At 63.5% G+C, this 14,747-nt stretch carries 16 protein-coding genes; 11 read left to right on the top strand and 5 right to left on the bottom strand.

Annotation, left to right across the window (positions count from 1 at the left end; translation table 11 throughout):
• Window positions 1-28 precede the first annotated feature (28 nt).
• The 6 genes from AK81_RS10595 to AK81_RS10570 all read left to right on the top strand — a co-directional run bounded on the left by AK81_RS10595 (window position 29) and on the right by AK81_RS10570 (window position 5,036).
• Window positions 29-859, top strand: a complete 831-nt coding sequence (locus tag AK81_RS10595; RefSeq protein WP_043198878.1) for a sigma 54-interacting transcriptional regulator — start codon at window positions 29-31, stop codon at window positions 857-859.
• 175 nt (window positions 860-1,034) lie between these two features.
• Window positions 1,035-1,820 (top strand): MetQ/NlpA family ABC transporter substrate-binding protein, encoded by a 786-nt coding sequence (locus AK81_RS10590; RefSeq protein WP_043198875.1) that lies wholly within the window; start codon window positions 1,035-1,037, stop codon window positions 1,818-1,820.
• A gap of 271 nt (window positions 1,821-2,091) precedes the next feature.
• Window positions 2,092-2,757, top strand: a complete 666-nt coding sequence (locus tag AK81_RS10585; protein ID WP_043198873.1) for an amino acid ABC transporter permease — start codon at window positions 2,092-2,094, stop codon at window positions 2,755-2,757.
• On the top strand, window positions 2,738-3,397 hold the full coding sequence (locus AK81_RS10580; RefSeq protein ID WP_043198872.1) for an amino acid ABC transporter permease: 660 nt from the start codon (window positions 2,738-2,740) through the stop codon (window positions 3,395-3,397). Before AK81_RS10585 ends, AK81_RS10580 begins: the two co-directional genes overlap by 20 nt.
• The gene (locus AK81_RS10575; RefSeq protein WP_043198871.1) at window positions 3,394-4,167 is read left to right on the top strand and encodes an amino acid ABC transporter ATP-binding protein; all 774 of its coding nucleotides are present in this window, start codon (window positions 3,394-3,396) and stop codon (window positions 4,165-4,167) included. The genes AK81_RS10580 and AK81_RS10575 overlap by 4 nt, the downstream gene beginning before the upstream one ends.
• Window positions 4,164-5,036, top strand: a complete 873-nt coding sequence (locus tag AK81_RS10570; RefSeq protein WP_043198869.1) for a transporter substrate-binding domain-containing protein — start codon at window positions 4,164-4,166, stop codon at window positions 5,034-5,036. The genes AK81_RS10575 and AK81_RS10570 overlap by 4 nt, the downstream gene beginning before the upstream one ends.
• Before the next feature lie 126 nt (window positions 5,037-5,162).
• Here AK81_RS10570 and AK81_RS10565 read toward each other — a convergent pair whose 3' ends face one another.
• On the bottom strand, window positions 5,163-7,526 hold the full coding sequence (locus AK81_RS10565; protein WP_043198868.1) for a penicillin acylase family protein: 2,364 nt from the start codon (window positions 7,524-7,526) through the stop codon (window positions 5,163-5,165).
• 86 nt (window positions 7,527-7,612) lie between these two features.
• Here AK81_RS10565 and AK81_RS10560 point away from each other — a divergent pair, with 86 nt between their 5' ends.
• Window positions 7,613-8,179 (top strand): sugar O-acetyltransferase, encoded by a 567-nt coding sequence (locus AK81_RS10560; RefSeq protein ID WP_043198867.1) that lies wholly within the window; start codon window positions 7,613-7,615, stop codon window positions 8,177-8,179.
• Here the strand turns inward: AK81_RS10560 and AK81_RS10555 are convergent.
• Window positions 8,158-8,727, bottom strand: coding sequence for a DUF6436 domain-containing protein (locus tag AK81_RS10555; protein ID WP_043198866.1), 570 nt, complete (start codon window positions 8,725-8,727; stop codon window positions 8,158-8,160). The genes AK81_RS10560 and AK81_RS10555 overlap by 22 nt on opposite strands.
• 235 nt (window positions 8,728-8,962) lie before the next feature.
• Between AK81_RS10555 and AK81_RS10550 the strand changes: the two genes are divergently transcribed.
• Window positions 8,963-9,889 (top strand): alpha/beta hydrolase, encoded by a 927-nt coding sequence (locus AK81_RS10550; RefSeq protein WP_043198865.1) that lies wholly within the window; start codon window positions 8,963-8,965, stop codon window positions 9,887-9,889.
• On the opposite strand, the gene AK81_RS10545 is transcribed toward AK81_RS10550, so the two are convergent.
• On the bottom strand, window positions 9,890-10,642 hold the full coding sequence (locus AK81_RS10545; RefSeq protein ID WP_043198864.1) for a DUF2059 domain-containing protein: 753 nt from the start codon (window positions 10,640-10,642) through the stop codon (window positions 9,890-9,892).
• Window positions 10,643-10,755: 113 nt separating this feature from the next.
• Between AK81_RS10545 and AK81_RS10540 the strand changes: the two genes are divergently transcribed.
• Window positions 10,756-11,388 carry a 2OG-Fe(II) oxygenase gene (locus tag AK81_RS10540; protein WP_043199001.1) on the top strand — a complete coding sequence of 211 codons (633 nt, stop codon included), beginning with the start codon at window positions 10,756-10,758 and terminating at the stop codon, window positions 11,386-11,388.
• Window positions 11,375-11,878 carry a DUF523 domain-containing protein gene (locus tag AK81_RS10535; protein WP_043198862.1) on the top strand — a complete coding sequence of 168 codons (504 nt, stop codon included), beginning with the start codon at window positions 11,375-11,377 and terminating at the stop codon, window positions 11,876-11,878. The genes AK81_RS10540 and AK81_RS10535 overlap by 14 nt, the downstream gene beginning before the upstream one ends.
• A gap of 121 nt (window positions 11,879-11,999) precedes the next feature.
• Here AK81_RS10535 and AK81_RS10530 read toward each other — a convergent pair whose 3' ends face one another.
• Window positions 12,000-12,488, bottom strand: coding sequence for a transporter substrate-binding domain-containing protein (locus tag AK81_RS10530; RefSeq protein WP_043198861.1), 489 nt, complete (start codon window positions 12,486-12,488; stop codon window positions 12,000-12,002).
• Window positions 12,489-12,711: 223 nt separating this feature from the next.
• On the opposite strand from AK81_RS10530, the gene AK81_RS10525 reads away from it, so the two are divergent.
• A complete protein-coding gene (locus AK81_RS10525; protein ID WP_043198859.1) occupies window positions 12,712-13,188 on the top strand; it encodes a DUF4399 domain-containing protein in 477 nt (158 codons plus the stop codon).
• Window positions 13,189-13,354: 166 nt separating this feature from the next.
• Here AK81_RS10525 and serA read toward each other — a convergent pair whose 3' ends face one another.
• Window positions 13,355-14,584, bottom strand: a complete 1,230-nt coding sequence (serA, locus tag AK81_RS10520; protein WP_043198858.1) for a phosphoglycerate dehydrogenase — start codon at window positions 14,582-14,584, stop codon at window positions 13,355-13,357.
• Between the last annotated feature and the right edge of the window lie 163 nt (window positions 14,585-14,747).

Genomic DNA, 14,747 nt, shown 5'->3' with positions numbered 1-14,747 from the left:
CAATGAAGGCCTGGGGCGGGAGTTCGTCATGACGTTTCAAAACCCGTTTGGCCAGCCACTGCTGACCTTCCCCGAGCTGGACAAGAGCCCGCTGAGCATCCGTGCCAAGGCCCTGGTGTTCATCGACCCGCGTTCGCAGCAGTTGCGCGAAGACCTCGAGCGCCTGGCGCCGCAACCTTTGCCGGTGCTGATCCGTGGCGAAACCGGCACCGGCAAGGAGCTGCTGGCTAGGCAGATCCACCGTGCCAGCGACCGTGGAGGGCTGTTCGTGTCGGTCAACTGCGCGGCCATCAGCCCCACTTACGCCGATGCCGAGCTGTTCGGCTATAGCGCCGGCAGCCATGGCGGTACGGCCAGTAGCCGCGCCGGCTGGTTCGGTTCGGCCAACGGCGGCACGCTGTACCTGGACGAAATTGCCGACTTGCCGCTGGCCATCCAGGGCAAGCTGCTGGCGGCCCTGGAAAACCGCGAGGTCACCCGGGTGGGCGCACAGCAGCCACAGCCGGTGGATGTGCGCCTGGTCGCCGCCACCAGCATCGACCTGGCGCGGGTGGTACGTGCGGGGCGCTTCAACGAGCGCCTGTACCAGTACTTGCGCGAGGGCGCGCTGGAACTGCCGCCGCTGCGCGAGCGCCCGGGCGATATCCTGCCGCTGGCGGAGTACTTCGTGGGCATCTACAGCGTGCGCCTGCAGCGGCCTGTGCCGTTGGTAAGCGAGGCGGCGCAGCAGGTGCTGGAAGCGCATTTCTGGCCTGGCAATACCCGCGAACTGGAGAACGTCATCCACTTTGCCTTGCTGGTGAATGACGGCGAAGAGATCCAGCCAGAAGACCTCGACTTGCTCAACACCGCACGCTAGACATCGCTCATAAGCAAAGTGGCTGGTGGCAGTTTGTTTTTGGAATAAGCAGCTAAGTAAAAGATATTGTTACGGAATAAAAAATCTAGGTATTGTCCGCCTCATGCCCGCTGGTGAACCGGTTGGGCAACCGATTCGCCATCGCCGATGGCCCAGATTCAGAACAAGGACCACCATGAAGAAGACCCTGCTGACCACCGCCCTGGCCGCCGCCCTGTCGTTCTCTGGCCTGGCCGCCGCCGCCGAAAAACTGGTGGTTGCCGCTACCCCGGTACCGCACGCCGAAATCCTTGAGCTGATCAAGCCGACCTTGGCCAAAGAGGGCGTGGACCTGCAGATCAAGGTCTTCACCGACTACGTGCAGCCGAACGTGCAGGTGGACCAGAAGCGTCTGGACGCCAACTACTTCCAGACCCTGCCCTACCTGAAGAGCTTCAACGAAGGTAAAGGCACCCACCTGGAAACGGTCATTGGCGTACACGTCGAACCCTTCGGTGGCTACTCCAAGAAGATCAAGAACCTGTCGGAGCTGAAGGACGGCGCCACGGTTGCCATCCCTAACGAAGGCAGCAACAGCGGCCGCGCCCTGATCCTGCTGCAGAATGCTGGCCTGATTAAGCTGAAAGACCCGAAGAATGCCCTGGCCACCCCGAAGGACATCGCCGAGAACCCGAAGAACCTGAAGTTCAAGGAGCTTGAGTCGGCCATGCTGGCGCGTGTACTGGACCAGGTCGACCTGGACATGATCAACACCAACTACGCCCTGGAAGCCGGCCTGAACCCGGCCAAGGATGCACTGGTGATCGAAGGCGCCGACTCGCCATATGTGAACTTCCTGGTTGCCCGCCCGGACAACAAGAACAGCGAAGCCATCCAGAAACTGGCCAAGGCCCTGACCAGCCCGGAAGTGAAAGAATTCATCGCCAAGAAGTACCAAGGTGCTGTGCTGCCGGCGTTCTGATGCGCTTGCAGTGACAGGAAAAACGCCGGCGCATTTGTGCCGGCGTTTTTGTATCTGGCCGCAGGTACCTGTGGGAGCGGGCGTGCCCGCGAACACCGGCAGAGCCGGTGCCATCCACCGCGGCGCCTGCTTCGCGGGCACGCCCGCTCCCACAGGGTCCTACTCGCCAACCGGTGATATGTATATTCATTAATGTTATTTATTAAAAAGTTTTTAGATCATTAGAGTCTAGTTATTGTGCCCCCGCGCACCCTGCAGACTTGCTCTACCCATGACCCTCGACATCGCATTCATCCTCAGCACGCTACCCGCCTTTCTCAAGGCCGTGGGCGTGACCTTGCAGGTAGGCCTGATCGCCATCGCCACCTCGCTGCTGGTCGCCTTGGTCAATGCCACCCTGCTGGTACTACGCACGCCCTACCTGTGGCGCCTGGTCAAAGCGTACGTGGAGCTGGCCCGCAACACGCCGCTGCTTATCCAGCTGTTCTTCGTCTACTTCGCCTTGCCCAGCCTGGGCCTGAAGATTTCCGGTTTTTCCGCCGCGATCATCACCATGACCTTTATGGGCGGTGCCTACCTCACCGAAGTGTTGCGGGCCGGCATCGAGGCCGTGCCGCGTGCCCAGCTTGAGTCCGGGCGTTCCATCGGCCTGTCCGAGGGGCAACTGCTGCGCCATGTGGTGCTGCCCCAGGCCGGTATCCTCAGCCTGCCGGCACTGTTCGCCAATTTCATCTTCCTGCTCAAGGAAACCACCGTGGTGTCGGCGGTGGCCGTGCCGGAAATCCTCTACACCACCAAGAACTACATCGCGCTGTACTACAAAACCTACGAAATGCTCACCGTGCTGACCCTGCTCTGCGTGCTGCTGTTCCTGCCGCTGTCGTTGCTGCTGCGCTATGTGGAAAGGAGACTGCAACATGGCCAGTTCGGGATTTGACCTGTTGCTGCAGGCGTTGCCGCAGCTGGCCGGCGGCGCCGCGCAGACCTTGGCCATCTCGGCGCTGGGCATCCTGTTCGCGACGCTGGGTGGCGTGCTGTACGGCGTGCTGGCAACCCTGGGCAACCGTGCCTTGAACATCGCCTTGCAGGTGTACCTGGAGCTGTTCCGCGCCATCCCGGTGCTGGTCTGGCTGTACCTGGTGTTCTTTGGCCTGCCGATCTTCTTTGCGCTGAGCATCCCCAGCTTCTGGTGCGCGGTGCTGGTACTGGCCCTGTGGGGCGCCAGCGAGGTGGGCGAGGTGGTCCGCGGTGCACTGGCTTCGCTGCCGCGGGGCCAGCGCGAGGCCGGGTTGTCGATCGGCCTGGCCGGCTGGCAGCTGTATGGCTACGTGCTGCTGCCACAGGCACTCAAGCGCATGACCCCACCGACCATCAATATCTACACGCGGATCATCAAGACCAGCTCGCTGTCAGTGCTGATCGGCGTGGTCGAGGTGATCAAGGCCGGCCAGCAAATCATCGAACGCACCTATGAATCGGTGCTGATCTACGGCGCCTTGTTCCTGTTCTTCTTCATCGTCTGTTATCCGCTGTCCGCCGCTTCGCGCGTGCTGGAACGCCGCTGGGCACACTCATGAGCGCATTGATCGAATTCCAGGGTTTCAACAAGTTTTTTGGCGAGCACCAGGTGCTCAAGGACGTCGACCTCAAGGTGACGGCCGGCGAAGTGGTGGTCATCCTCGGCCCCAGCGGTTGCGGCAAGAGCACGCTGCTGCGCTGTCTCAACGGCCTGGAGCAGGCCCACAGCGGCCACCTGCGCCTGGCCGGGCAAGAGCTGCTGGCCCCGCGCACCGACTGGCGCGACGTTCGTCAGCGGGTGGGCATGGTGTTTCAGAGCTATCACCTGTTCGGCCACATGAGCGTGATCGACAACCTGCTGCTCGGCCCGCTCAAGGTGCAAAAACGCGAACGTGCCGAAGCGCAGGCCCAGGCCGAGGCGCTGCTGGCGCGGGTCGGCCTGCTGGACAAGCGCGACGCCTTCCCCCGGCAATTGTCCGGGGGCCAGCAACAGCGCATCGCCATCGTGCGCTCGCTGTGCATGAACCCCGAGGTGATGCTGTTCGACGAGGTTACCGCCGCCCTCGACCCGGAAATGGTCAAGGAGGTGCTGCAGGTGATCCAGGGCCTGGCCCGCGACGGCATGACTTTGCTCATCGTTACCCACGAAATGGCCTTCGCTCGCGCGGTGGCCGACCGCATCGTGTTCATGGAGGCCGGCAGGATCCTTGAACAGGGCGACCCCGAGAGCTTCTTCACCCGACCGCAGACCGCACGCGCGCAGCAGTTCCTGGAGAAATTCTCCTTCGTAGAAAGCCTGCCTAAGAAACTGCACAAGGAACTGTCATGAAAACTGCCAACCTCACCAAACTGCTGGCGCCGTTGTTCGGCCTGGCCCTGCTGGCCGGCTGCAACAAGGCTGAAGAGCCACCCAAGCCGGCAGCGGCATCGCCAGCCACCAGCTACCTGGAAACCATCAAGGCCCGCGACAAGCTGATTGTCGGGGTGTTCACCGACAAGCCGCCGTTCGGCTTCGTCGATGAGAAGGGCCGCTATGTGGGCTTTGACACCGACATTGGCCGGCGCCTGGCCAAGGACCTGCTGGGTGATGAAAACAAGGTCGAGTTCGTTGCCGTGGAACCGGCCAGCCGTATTCCGTTCCTGCAGAGCGACAAGGTAGACCTGATCCTCGCCAACATGACCGTAACCCCGGAGCGCAAGGAAGCGGTGGACTTCACCAACCCCAACCTGCGCGTTGCCGTGCAGGCCATCGTGGCGGACGGCAGCCCGGTGCAGAAGCTCGACGACCTGGCCGACAAGACCATCATCGTCACCACCGGCACCACGGCCGATATCTGGCTGACCAAAAATCACCCAGACTGGAAACTGCTCAAGTTCGAGAAGAACAGCGAATCGCTGCAAGCCCTGGCCACCGGCCGTGGCGATGCCTATGCCCAGGACAACCTGATCCTGTTCAGCTGGGCCAAGCAGAACCCGGGCTTCCGCGTGCTGCCTGAGTTGCTGGGTGAAGAAGCACCGATTGCGCCAGCGGTGAAGAAGGGCAATACCGAACTGCGTGACTGGGTGAACGCCGAGCTGGCCAAGCTTGGGGAAGAGAAGTTCTTGCTGAAGCTGTATGACCAGTATGTGCGCAAGGAACTGAGCGATGACACCAAGCCGGAAAGCGTGATCGTCGAAGGGGGCAAGTGGCAGGGCTGACCATGTAAACGGGGCCGCTTTGCGGCCCAATCGCGACACAAGGCCGCTCCCACAAGGTCCTGCATACACCGGCCAATGTGGGAGCGGCCTTGTGTCGCGATTGGGCTGCAAAGCAGCCCCCCTCGGTTATCTGGCGGGCACTAATCTCAGCGTACTCCGCGCCGGAATCACCCCCATCTGTGCCCGCTGGTACTGCCCCTGCACATACCCCTCGGCCTGGTCCGCATAATGTCTGTCGAACGGCACGCCACTCTGCCCGACCGGGTTGATGGTCAGTGCCTGCCCGGCATCGGCAAAGTCGATCAGGCGCCGCGTCGACGGCCCATAGGTCACCGGCCAGGGCGCCGGGCCGATCTTCGCCGAGAGGTTGTTCGGCACTTCATGGGTCCCTGGTGCAGCGAACGGCCCGACGTTGAACAGCAGGTTAAGCGGCTTTTTCACCCCCAGCGGGTGGTTGTGGGTGAGGGTATGCGCCTTGCCCCATTGCCAGCTGGCCGGGTCGCTGCCCAGGGTGTCGCGCAGGTGCTTCAAGCTGTGCTGCCAGGCCTGGCGCACGATGGCCGTACGGTCGGTACGCAGGTTGCCGCCGCGGGTGTTCCACCAGGGTGAGTCGGCGTCCGCCGCCAGGCGCGGCAAGGCGGCATCGATGGCGCGGGTGTTGATCAGCACCGGGAACCACGTGTCGCCCAGTTCGTCATGCAGGGCAGAAAATGCCAGTTCGTAGAGGAACTGGTTGAACAGCGTGGCGCTGGTCGAGTCCAGCGGGTAGTCGCCGCGCCAGGCAGCCAGTTGCTCGACCAGTTCCTTCTCTTCGTCACCTTCGGCCACGCTGCGCAGCGTTGCCAGCAGCGGGGCAAGGGTGCGCGGGCCATGGTCGCTGGCGGTGTCCAGCTGCAGTGCCTGGCTGTTCTGCGTGTCCCATTTCACCTCAGGGTTGGCCAGCTGGCGGTCGAGCTGGCGGCCACGGTCGGGCAGGTTGTAGTAGCCCGGTACCGGCACCACTGCCGGGGGCTGATAGTTGGCCGAGACGATATAGCCGCGCGCCGGGTTCTCCTGCTGCGGGTTGACGTTGAAGGGGTAGAAACCGAGCTTGTCGGCCTGCACGCTGGCGCCGTCGAGGATGAACGCGGGGTCGACGCCGTCGGGGCGGATCGGCAGCTTTGCCGCCGCCCACCAGCCGATATCGCCACGGGCATTGGCCCAGACAAAATTCAGCCCCGGCGCGTGAACCTTGGCAGCGGCTTCGCGCATCTTGCCCAGGGTGTCGGCACGGTTGAGCTGGTAGAAACCTTCGAGGATCGGGTTTTCGGTTTCCAGAAACGCCCACCACATGGCGATTGGCGTAGGCCCGGCCGTGGCGCCCAGCACGTCGTTGACGATCGGGCCATGGGGCGAGCGGCGCAGGCTGAGGGTGACCGGCGTTTCGCCTTTCACCGCGATCTGCTGTTCGGTCTTTTCCAGCGCCTGCCATTTGCCATCGACCATGACCTGGTTGGCGTCGGCCGGGTTGGTGCGTTCGGCGATCAGGTCGACGTCGTCGTTCTGGAACATGGTCAGGCTCCAGCCGAAGTCGCGGTTGTGGCCCAGCAAGGCGAACGGGTTGAGCGCCTGGAAGTAGCCATACAGGTTGAAGCCGGGCGCCGACAGTTCGGCCTCGTACCACACTGCCGGCACCGCGAAGCCGATATGCGGGTCGCCGGCCAGCAGCGGCTTGCCGCTGCGGGTATGGCTGCCGGCCACCGCCCAGGCGTTACTGCCTTCGAACTGCGGAATACCAGCGTCACCCAGTGCTTCATGGCTGAGCCGGGCGAGGGCTTCCAGGTTTTTCCAGTCGGCAGCGGCCAGCGGCGTGCCCAGCGCGCCTTCGGGCTGCCAGCCGAGGTCGAAGATGCGCAGGTATTCGGGGCCCAGCTGGTCGCGGATGTAGGTGAGTGCGGGCTCGGTACGAAACGCTGCGGCGAAGCTGTAGGCCAGGTAGCCTGCGATGCTGAGGGTGTCCTCGGCGGTGAACGGGCGCGGGGTGATGCCGAGCAGGTCGAACTCCATGGGCTTGGGGTGGCTGGCCTGCCAGCTGTTGACCCCGTCGAGGTAGGCTTGCAGGGCCTGCCAGGCAGGTGACTGCGGGTCCTGACGCTTGGCCATCAACGCGGCCTGCTCGCGAATGCGCAGGCTGCGGAACAGGGTGTCGGTGGGCAGCAGCTTGTCGCCCAGCACCTCGGCCAGCTCACCCCGGGCCAGGCGGCGCAGGATCTCCATCTGGAACAGCCGGTCCTGGGCATGCACGTAGCCCAGTGCACGGTACAGGTCCGGCTCGCTCTGCGCCTGCAGGTGCGGCACGCCACGGGCGTCGTAGCGCACGCTGACCTGCGCTTGCAGGCCGGCAACGGCCACCTCGCCGTCGCGCTGCGGCAGCTTGCCCTGCACGTACCAGTAACCGGCACCGGTGGCCACGGCAACGACCACGGCTAACAGGGTCAGGCTGCGCTTCATGCAGACTCCTTGTGCGTTCAAGCGAAAAATATGGTCCGATCATCGGCGGATTCGCGAACAGAGCATAGCCCCCGGAAGGAGTTTCCATGTCCCTCAGCGAAAAACAGAAAATGCTTGCCGGCCAGCTCTACCATGCTGGTTGCCCCGAACTACAGGCCGAGCAGATCGCCAACAAGCACTGGATGCACACCTACAACACCAGTGCCGAACTGCTCAACGACGCACGCCACGGGCTGCTGCTGGAGCACTTCGGCCAGGTTGGCGAAGGTGCGGTGATTCGCCCGCCGTTCTATTGCGACTACGGCTACAACATCAGCGTCGGCCGCAATACCTTCATGAACTTCAACTGCGTGATCCTTGACGTGGTACAGGTGCGCATCGGCGACGACTGCCAGATCGGCCCCAATGTGCAGATCTACACCGCCGATCACCCGCTCGACCCAGAAGTACGGCGCAGCGGGTTGGAGAGTGGGCGCCCGGTGACCATCGGCAACAACGTGTGGATCGGCGGTGCGGCGATCATCCTGCCGGGGGTGACCATTGGCGACAACGCCGTGGTGGGTGCCGGCAGTGTGGTGACCCGGGATGTACCGGCGGGGGCGACGGTGGTGGGTAACCCGGCGCGGGTGCGTCAGCCCGCCCAAGGGCAGTAGCAGCCCACCGCCAGGGTATTGGAGGCGCTGACCTGGCGGCCGTCGAGCAAGGCCTTGAGGATTGGCTCGATGAAGCTGTTGCTGGCGTTGCACACGGCGCCTTCGCTGTACGGGCCAAAGTAGGCCAGGCGGCCTTGCCGGTCCCAGATGGCCACGGCCGGGGAGGCGGGCAGGTGCTCGCTGCCGGGCAGATGGGTGATGGGTTGCAAGCTGCCGAGATTGGCCGGTAGCTGGCCATGGCTACCGGGCTTTTGCAGCACGTGAAAGGTAACGCCGTGGCCTGTGAACTGGCTGACAAGGTCGCCCAGGTGCTGCTGGTTGCCGACATTACACGGGCACGCCGGGTCCCAGAAATGCACCACGCGGACCGGGCCCGGGCCGGCCAGCTCGGCAGGCAGTTGCAGCTGGCTGCCGTCGAACAGCGTGGTCTGGTTGTCGAACGGGCGCAGGTAGCGGGCCTGGAAGGTGGTGTAGGCCTGCCAGAGGATGACGGCGCCGACCAAAAAGGCGATTACCGTGCACAGCGGTTTGATGATTCGAGTATCCATGAAGTTTCCGCGATCCCCTGTAGGAGCGGCCTTGTGTCGCGATAGGGCCGCAAAGCGGCCCCGGCATTATCAGCGTGATGCACAAATCCCGGGGGCGCTTCGCACCCCTATCGCGACACAAGGCCGCTCCTACAAAGGGAGCGATGCTGGTTGTTCGAGGTGAGCAAGCTTGCCATGACGCCGGCCAGAGCTGAAGATTCCAGATCAATACATTGCATCAATGTGGATGTGCTCGATGCCCGCTGCTTTTCACCCCGACCACCTGCGCCACAGCCTTTTGCCGTTGACCGCTCGCCAGCCGTTGTCGGTCGAGGCGCAGGACTACCAGCGCTTCTACGGCCTGAACTTGCCGGTACAAACCTGGCTGGGCGGCTTCCAGGCGGCAGGGTTCGACCTGGTCGGGCAGGCATGGTTACCCGAGCAGCCCACCGGGACGTTGTTCCTGTTGCACGGTTATTACGACCATATGGGCCTCTATCGGCATGTGATCGAATGGGCACTCAAGCAGGGTTTCGCCGTGATCAGCTGCGACCTGCCAGGCCACGGCCTGTCCAGCGGCGAGCGGGCCAGCATCAGTGATTTCGCGGTGTACCAGCAGGTGCTGGAGGCGCTGTTCGAACAGGTGCGCACGCTGCAACTGCCGCGCCCGTGGCACCTGTGCGGGCAGAGCACGGGCGGCGCCATCGCGGTGGATCACTTGCTGCACCAAGGCGCGCGCAGCCCCATCGATGGCCAGGTCATCCTGTTGGCACCGCTGGTGCGGCCGTGTTCCTGGCGTTGGTCGAAGTTCAGCTACCGGGTGCTACGGCATTTCGTCAACGGCATTGAACGGCGCTTCAGCGAGAACACCAACGACCCGGCCTTCCTGCCGTTTCTGGAGGCCGACCCGCTGCAACCGCGTCGTCTGCCCACCGCCTGGGTGGGTGCATTGATCGCCTGGGTCAAACGCATCGAGGCCGCGCCGCGCAGCTCGCGGCGGCCGTTGATCGTGCAGGGGGAGGCCGATGGCACGGTGGACTGGCCCTACAACCTCGAAGTGCTCAAGGCCAAGTTTGCCGAGCCGCAAATACTGATGCTGCCCGAGGCCCGTCACCACCTGGCCAACGAGCTGCCGGGCATTCGCCAGCGCTACTTCGACTTCATCGACCAGCGCCTGGGCTGATCACTTCAGGTCGTTGGTGCTCTGGCCAACCGCCAGGCCCGCGCGGACAGCGGCCAGGGCCGCCTGGTAGTAGGCCTTGCCGTCGGGTGACTCGGCAAAGGTGGCGAACTCTTCCAGCTCGGCGTCAGACAGCTCGCGGTAGACGTACAGCAGGGTGTTGTTGAGGTCTTCGCCGATCTGGCTCATCAGACGCTGACGCTGGCCGTCGAGCAGGCCTTGGGCCTGGCCACCGCCGAACAGGCCGGGGATCATCGAACTGAGGCTGTCGGCGGCCACGCCGGCAATGGCCAGGCTGACTTCGGCGCCGGCTTCACGCGCTGGCAGGGCCTGGGCAAGGTGGCCGATGACCAGCAGGCGGTCGTCGCTGGCCTGGACCTTCGGCAGGCCTTTGGCATGCTTGGCCAGCTCGTCCTTGCGGGTGGCCTTGAGCTCCGCGGCCACCACCTTGCGCCCCAGCGGCGACTGGAAGAAGGCCAGGGCCGGCGAGGGGTTGGCCAAGGTGGCGCGCAGTTGCGCCTGGGCACGACGGTCCACCGCCTGGGCCTGGAAGCGCTGGTTGCTGTTGTTGACCAGCGCCTGGTACACGGCGGGTGGCAAACTGTTGCGATAGCGTTCCTGGGCGGCGCTCAGGGCATCGTTGAAGTGGGCGCGCTGGTCGGGCCAGCCGGCGGCCTTGTACAGTTGATCCAGGTTGTCTGCCCAGACAGGCATGGTGCAGATCATCAGCAGAATCAGGGAAAACAGACGGCGCATTCAGGACTCCTGTCGGCAGGTGGCTATTGTCCTTGGCCCGGCGCCGGTTTGTCGAGTTATCCGCGTGTTTCTCGGCCAAGTGGCGCTGTGCGCCGGCATGGCTAATGGATATGATGCGCGCCATGCACATCTCCCCTGAACACCCGATGCTTGCGGCCGTCGTCGACGATCTGGCCACCCATGGCTGGTCCCGGCAGGCGCTCTTTTTGCCTGGCGAACTGGTGCGCGCGCTGGCGGCCGAATGCCGGCGGCGTGATGCCGAGGGCGAACTCAACCCTGCGGGGGTTGGGCGCGGTGTTACCCAGGAGGTGCGCGAAGCCATTCGCGGCGACCAGATCCAGTGGATCGATCCGGGGCAGGCCGAGGCCTGCGACCAGTACCTGTCGGCCATGGACCAGCTGCGCCTGGCCATCAACCAGGGCCTGTTCCTGGGCCTGGAAGACTTTGAATGCCATTTTGCCCTGTACCCACCGGGGGCGTTCTATCGCCGGCACCTGGACCGCTTTCGCGACGATGACCGGCGCATGGTCTCGGCCGTGCTGTATCTGAATGAAGGCTGGCAGCCGCAGGACGGTGGCCAGTTGCGCATGTTCCTGGCAGACGACGTGGAGCTTGACGTCGAGCCTGTGGCGGGCTGCCTGGTGGTGTTTCTGTCGGGTGAAGTGCCCCACGAAGTGCTGCCGGCCGGCCGTGAGCGGCTGTCGTTGACCGGTTGGTTCAGGCGCCGTGGCAATGACCCGTTCTGATTTGCCCAAGGTGCTGGTCAGCGCCTGCCTGCTGGGGCAGCCGGTGCGCTATGACGGCCGGGCCAGCGGGCATCCCGACCTGTTGCAGCAGTGGCAGGCCGAAGGGCGCGTGGTGCCGTTGTGCCCGGAGGTAGCCGGTGGCTTGCCGACCCCGCGCCCGCCCGCGGAGATCCCGGGCGGGCAGGGCGGTGCAGTGCTCGATGGCAGCGCGCAGGTGCTGACGGTGACGGGCGAAGATGTCAGTGCCGCGTTTCTGGCCGGGGCGCAGCTGGCGCTGGAGTTGGTACGTCGGCATGGCATTCGCGTGGCAGTGCTGAAGTCTGGCAGCCCCTCGTGTGGCAACCGGTTGACCTATGACGGCACGTTCAGTGGGGTGAAGGTGGCAGGGGAAGGGGTGACCACGGCGCTGTTGCGGCGGGCGGGGGTGCAGGTGTTCAGCGAGCTGGAGCTGGCGCAAGCGCAGGCTGTGCTGGCTGGGCTTTCTGCTTAAGCCTGTACCGGCCCTTTCGCGGGCACGCCCGCTCCCACAGGGATAGCACCCGCCCTGGGCCTGTGATTGACCTGTGGGAGCGGGCGTGCCCGCGAAGAGGCCGGTACAGGCAATAAAAACCTTACTGCCCGGCCGCAGTCTCCTGCACACCCTTGAACCACTTCTGCTCAAGCTCGGCCGTGCGCCCGCTGTCTTTCAAGCGCTGCAGCGCATTGTTCACCGCACTTTCGAACGCCGGGTTGTCCTTCTGGAACGGGATCACCAGCTTCTTCTCGCCAAACGGCAGGCTCACATCGAGCGGGCCGTCGCCCTTGGGCGCATCACTTGATGGCGTGAGTGCGACGTCATATTTGCCACTTTCGACACCGCTTAACACTTCGGCAGCCGGGGCCTCGACGAACTCGGCGCGCAAGTCCAGTTCCCTGGCCAGATCCTGGCCAAATTCGATGTCGAAACCCGTCAGGTGGTCATCTTGTTTGAAAGCGTACGGCGAATTGTCGGCCTGTACGGCAATGCGCAGTTCGCCCCGGTCGGCGATTTCGTCTATCAGCTCCGCCTGGGCCAATGGACTGATCAGTACTGCCAGCAGTACCCCTATGGTCGAACGCATGAATGCCCCTTTTCTTTTAGCAGATGAATAACTTTCGTCACGGCTTTCTTCCTCGCCGTGATCGAGCGCAGCCTATGACCTTGAAGCCTCGGCATTGTTTAACCCTGACTGAAATATTTCTGTCAGACAATGGGAACACCTTGGCGAATATTTCAACTAAGGTGAACTACCGCCGCCGCTGGATGACAGGCTGCGGTCAATAAGTGAATCACAGGAGAAGTGAATGAACAGCCTATTTTCGCGTGCTGCCGTTGCCGGTCTGCTGATGGGAGCGTCGGTTTTCGCCAGTGCTGCGGACGCCCTGAAGAGCCAGGAGCCGCCCAAGGATGCCAAGGTCTTCATCGTTTCCCCCGCCGATGGCGCAACGGTCGACAAGACCTTCACCGTCAAGTTCGGCATCGAGGGTATGGCGCTCAAGCCAGCGGGTGACCAGACCCCGCACACCGGGCACCACCACCTGCTGGTGGATGTGGATAAAGAACCCGTGGCCGACATGCCGCTGCCGACCAGCCTGATGCCAGAAGCTGGCACCGCACTGCCGGCGGGCCCGCAGGTGCTGCACTTCGGCAAGGCGCAGACCGAAACCAGCATCACCCTGACGCCGGGCAAGCACACCCTGCAACTGATCCTGGGTGACCAGTATCACGTGCCGTTCAAGCCGAGCGTAGAGTCGAAGAAGATCACTGTCGAAGTGAAATAAGCGCCGGGCCCTTCGCGGGCATGCCCGCTCCCACAGGATCACCGTAGGTTTCAGGCTTGTGGGGTCCCTGTGGGAGCGGGCAAGCCCGCGAGGCAGGCGACGCCAATTTCACAGGCAAAAAAAAGGGAGGCCACCAGGGCCTCCCTTTTTCATGCTGCAAGCAAACTTAGAACAGGACGCGGGAACGGATGGTGCCCTTGACCTGTTGCAGTTTCTCTTGCGCCAGGTCCGAGTACTCGGCGTCGACGTCGATCACCACGTAACCGACTTTCTCGTTGGTCTGCAGGAACTGACCGGAGATGTTGATGCCGTTCTCGGCGAAGACCTTGTTGATCTCGCTGAGCACGCCTGGGATGTTTTCGTGGATGTGCAGCAGACGGTGCTTGCCTGGGTGGGCCGGCAGGGCCACTTCCGGGAAGTTGACCGAGGACACCGAAGTACCGTTGTCGCTGTACTTGACCAGCTTCTCGGCCACTTCCAGGCCGATGTTGGCCTGGGCTTCGGCGGTGGAGCCGCCGATGTGCGGGGTCAGGATCACGTTGTCCAGGCCACGCAGCGGGCTTTCGAACTCTTCGTCGTTGGAGCGCGGCTCTACCGGGAACACGTCGATGGCGGCGCCGATCAGGTGCTTGTCCTTGATGGCGGCGGCCAGGTGGTCCAGCTCGACCACGGTGCCACGGGCGGCGTTGATCAGGATCGCGCCCTTCTTCATCGCGCGGATTTCCTTCTCGCCGATCATCCACTGGGTGGACGGCAGCTCAGGCACGTGCAGCGAGACGATGTCGGCCAGGCCCAGCAGCTCGTTCAGGCTGGTGACCTGCACGGCGTTGCCCAGTGGCAGCTTGGTCAGTGGGTCGTAGAAGTACACCTGCATGCCCAGGTTTTCGGCCAGTACCGACAGCTGGGTGCCGATCGAGCCGTAGCCGACGATGCCCAGTTTCTTGCCGCGGATTTCGAACGAGTTGGCCGCGCTCTTGATCCAGCCGCCACGGTGGCAGGATGCGTTCTTCTCAGGGATGCCGCGCAGCAGCAGGATGGCCTCGGCCAGCACCAGCTCGGCCACCGAACGGGTGTTGGAGTACGGTGCGTTGAACACGGCGATACCGCGCTCGCGGGCAGCCTGCAGGTCAACCTGGTTGGTGCCGATGCAGAAGCAGCCAACAGCGACCAGTTTCTTGGCGCAGTCGAAGATCTCTTCGGTGAGCTGGGTGCGCGAACGGATGCCGATGAAGTGGGCATCGGCGATCTTTTCCTTCAGCTCGGCTTCCGGCAACGAACCAGTGAGGTATTCGATGTTGGTGTAGCCGGCGGACTTGAGGGTATCGACCGCGTTCTGGTGCACACCTTCAAGAAGAAGGAACCGGATCTTGCTCTTGTCGAGAGAAGTCTTGCTCATCTGCGTAAACCTGTATCCCGGAGAAAAAATGGCGAGGGTGATGCCAGGCGCGAAGGGCAGCCTTAGCATGAACAGCGGGAGGGCTATGCTAGCATACGCGACACAATCTGAGCTTATCCCGACAGGTGAAGAGTGCTCAGGGTGACTATGAATAAGTCGAGAG

The organism is Pseudomonas putida W15Oct28, assembly GCF_000708715.2.
In the GTDB taxonomy this organism is placed as follows: Bacteria; Pseudomonadota; Gammaproteobacteria; order Pseudomonadales; family Pseudomonadaceae; genus Aquipseudomonas; species Aquipseudomonas putida_R.
The sequence above is the reverse complement of the archived record's forward strand: the minus strand, read 5'-3'. Positions and strand labels throughout refer to the sequence as shown.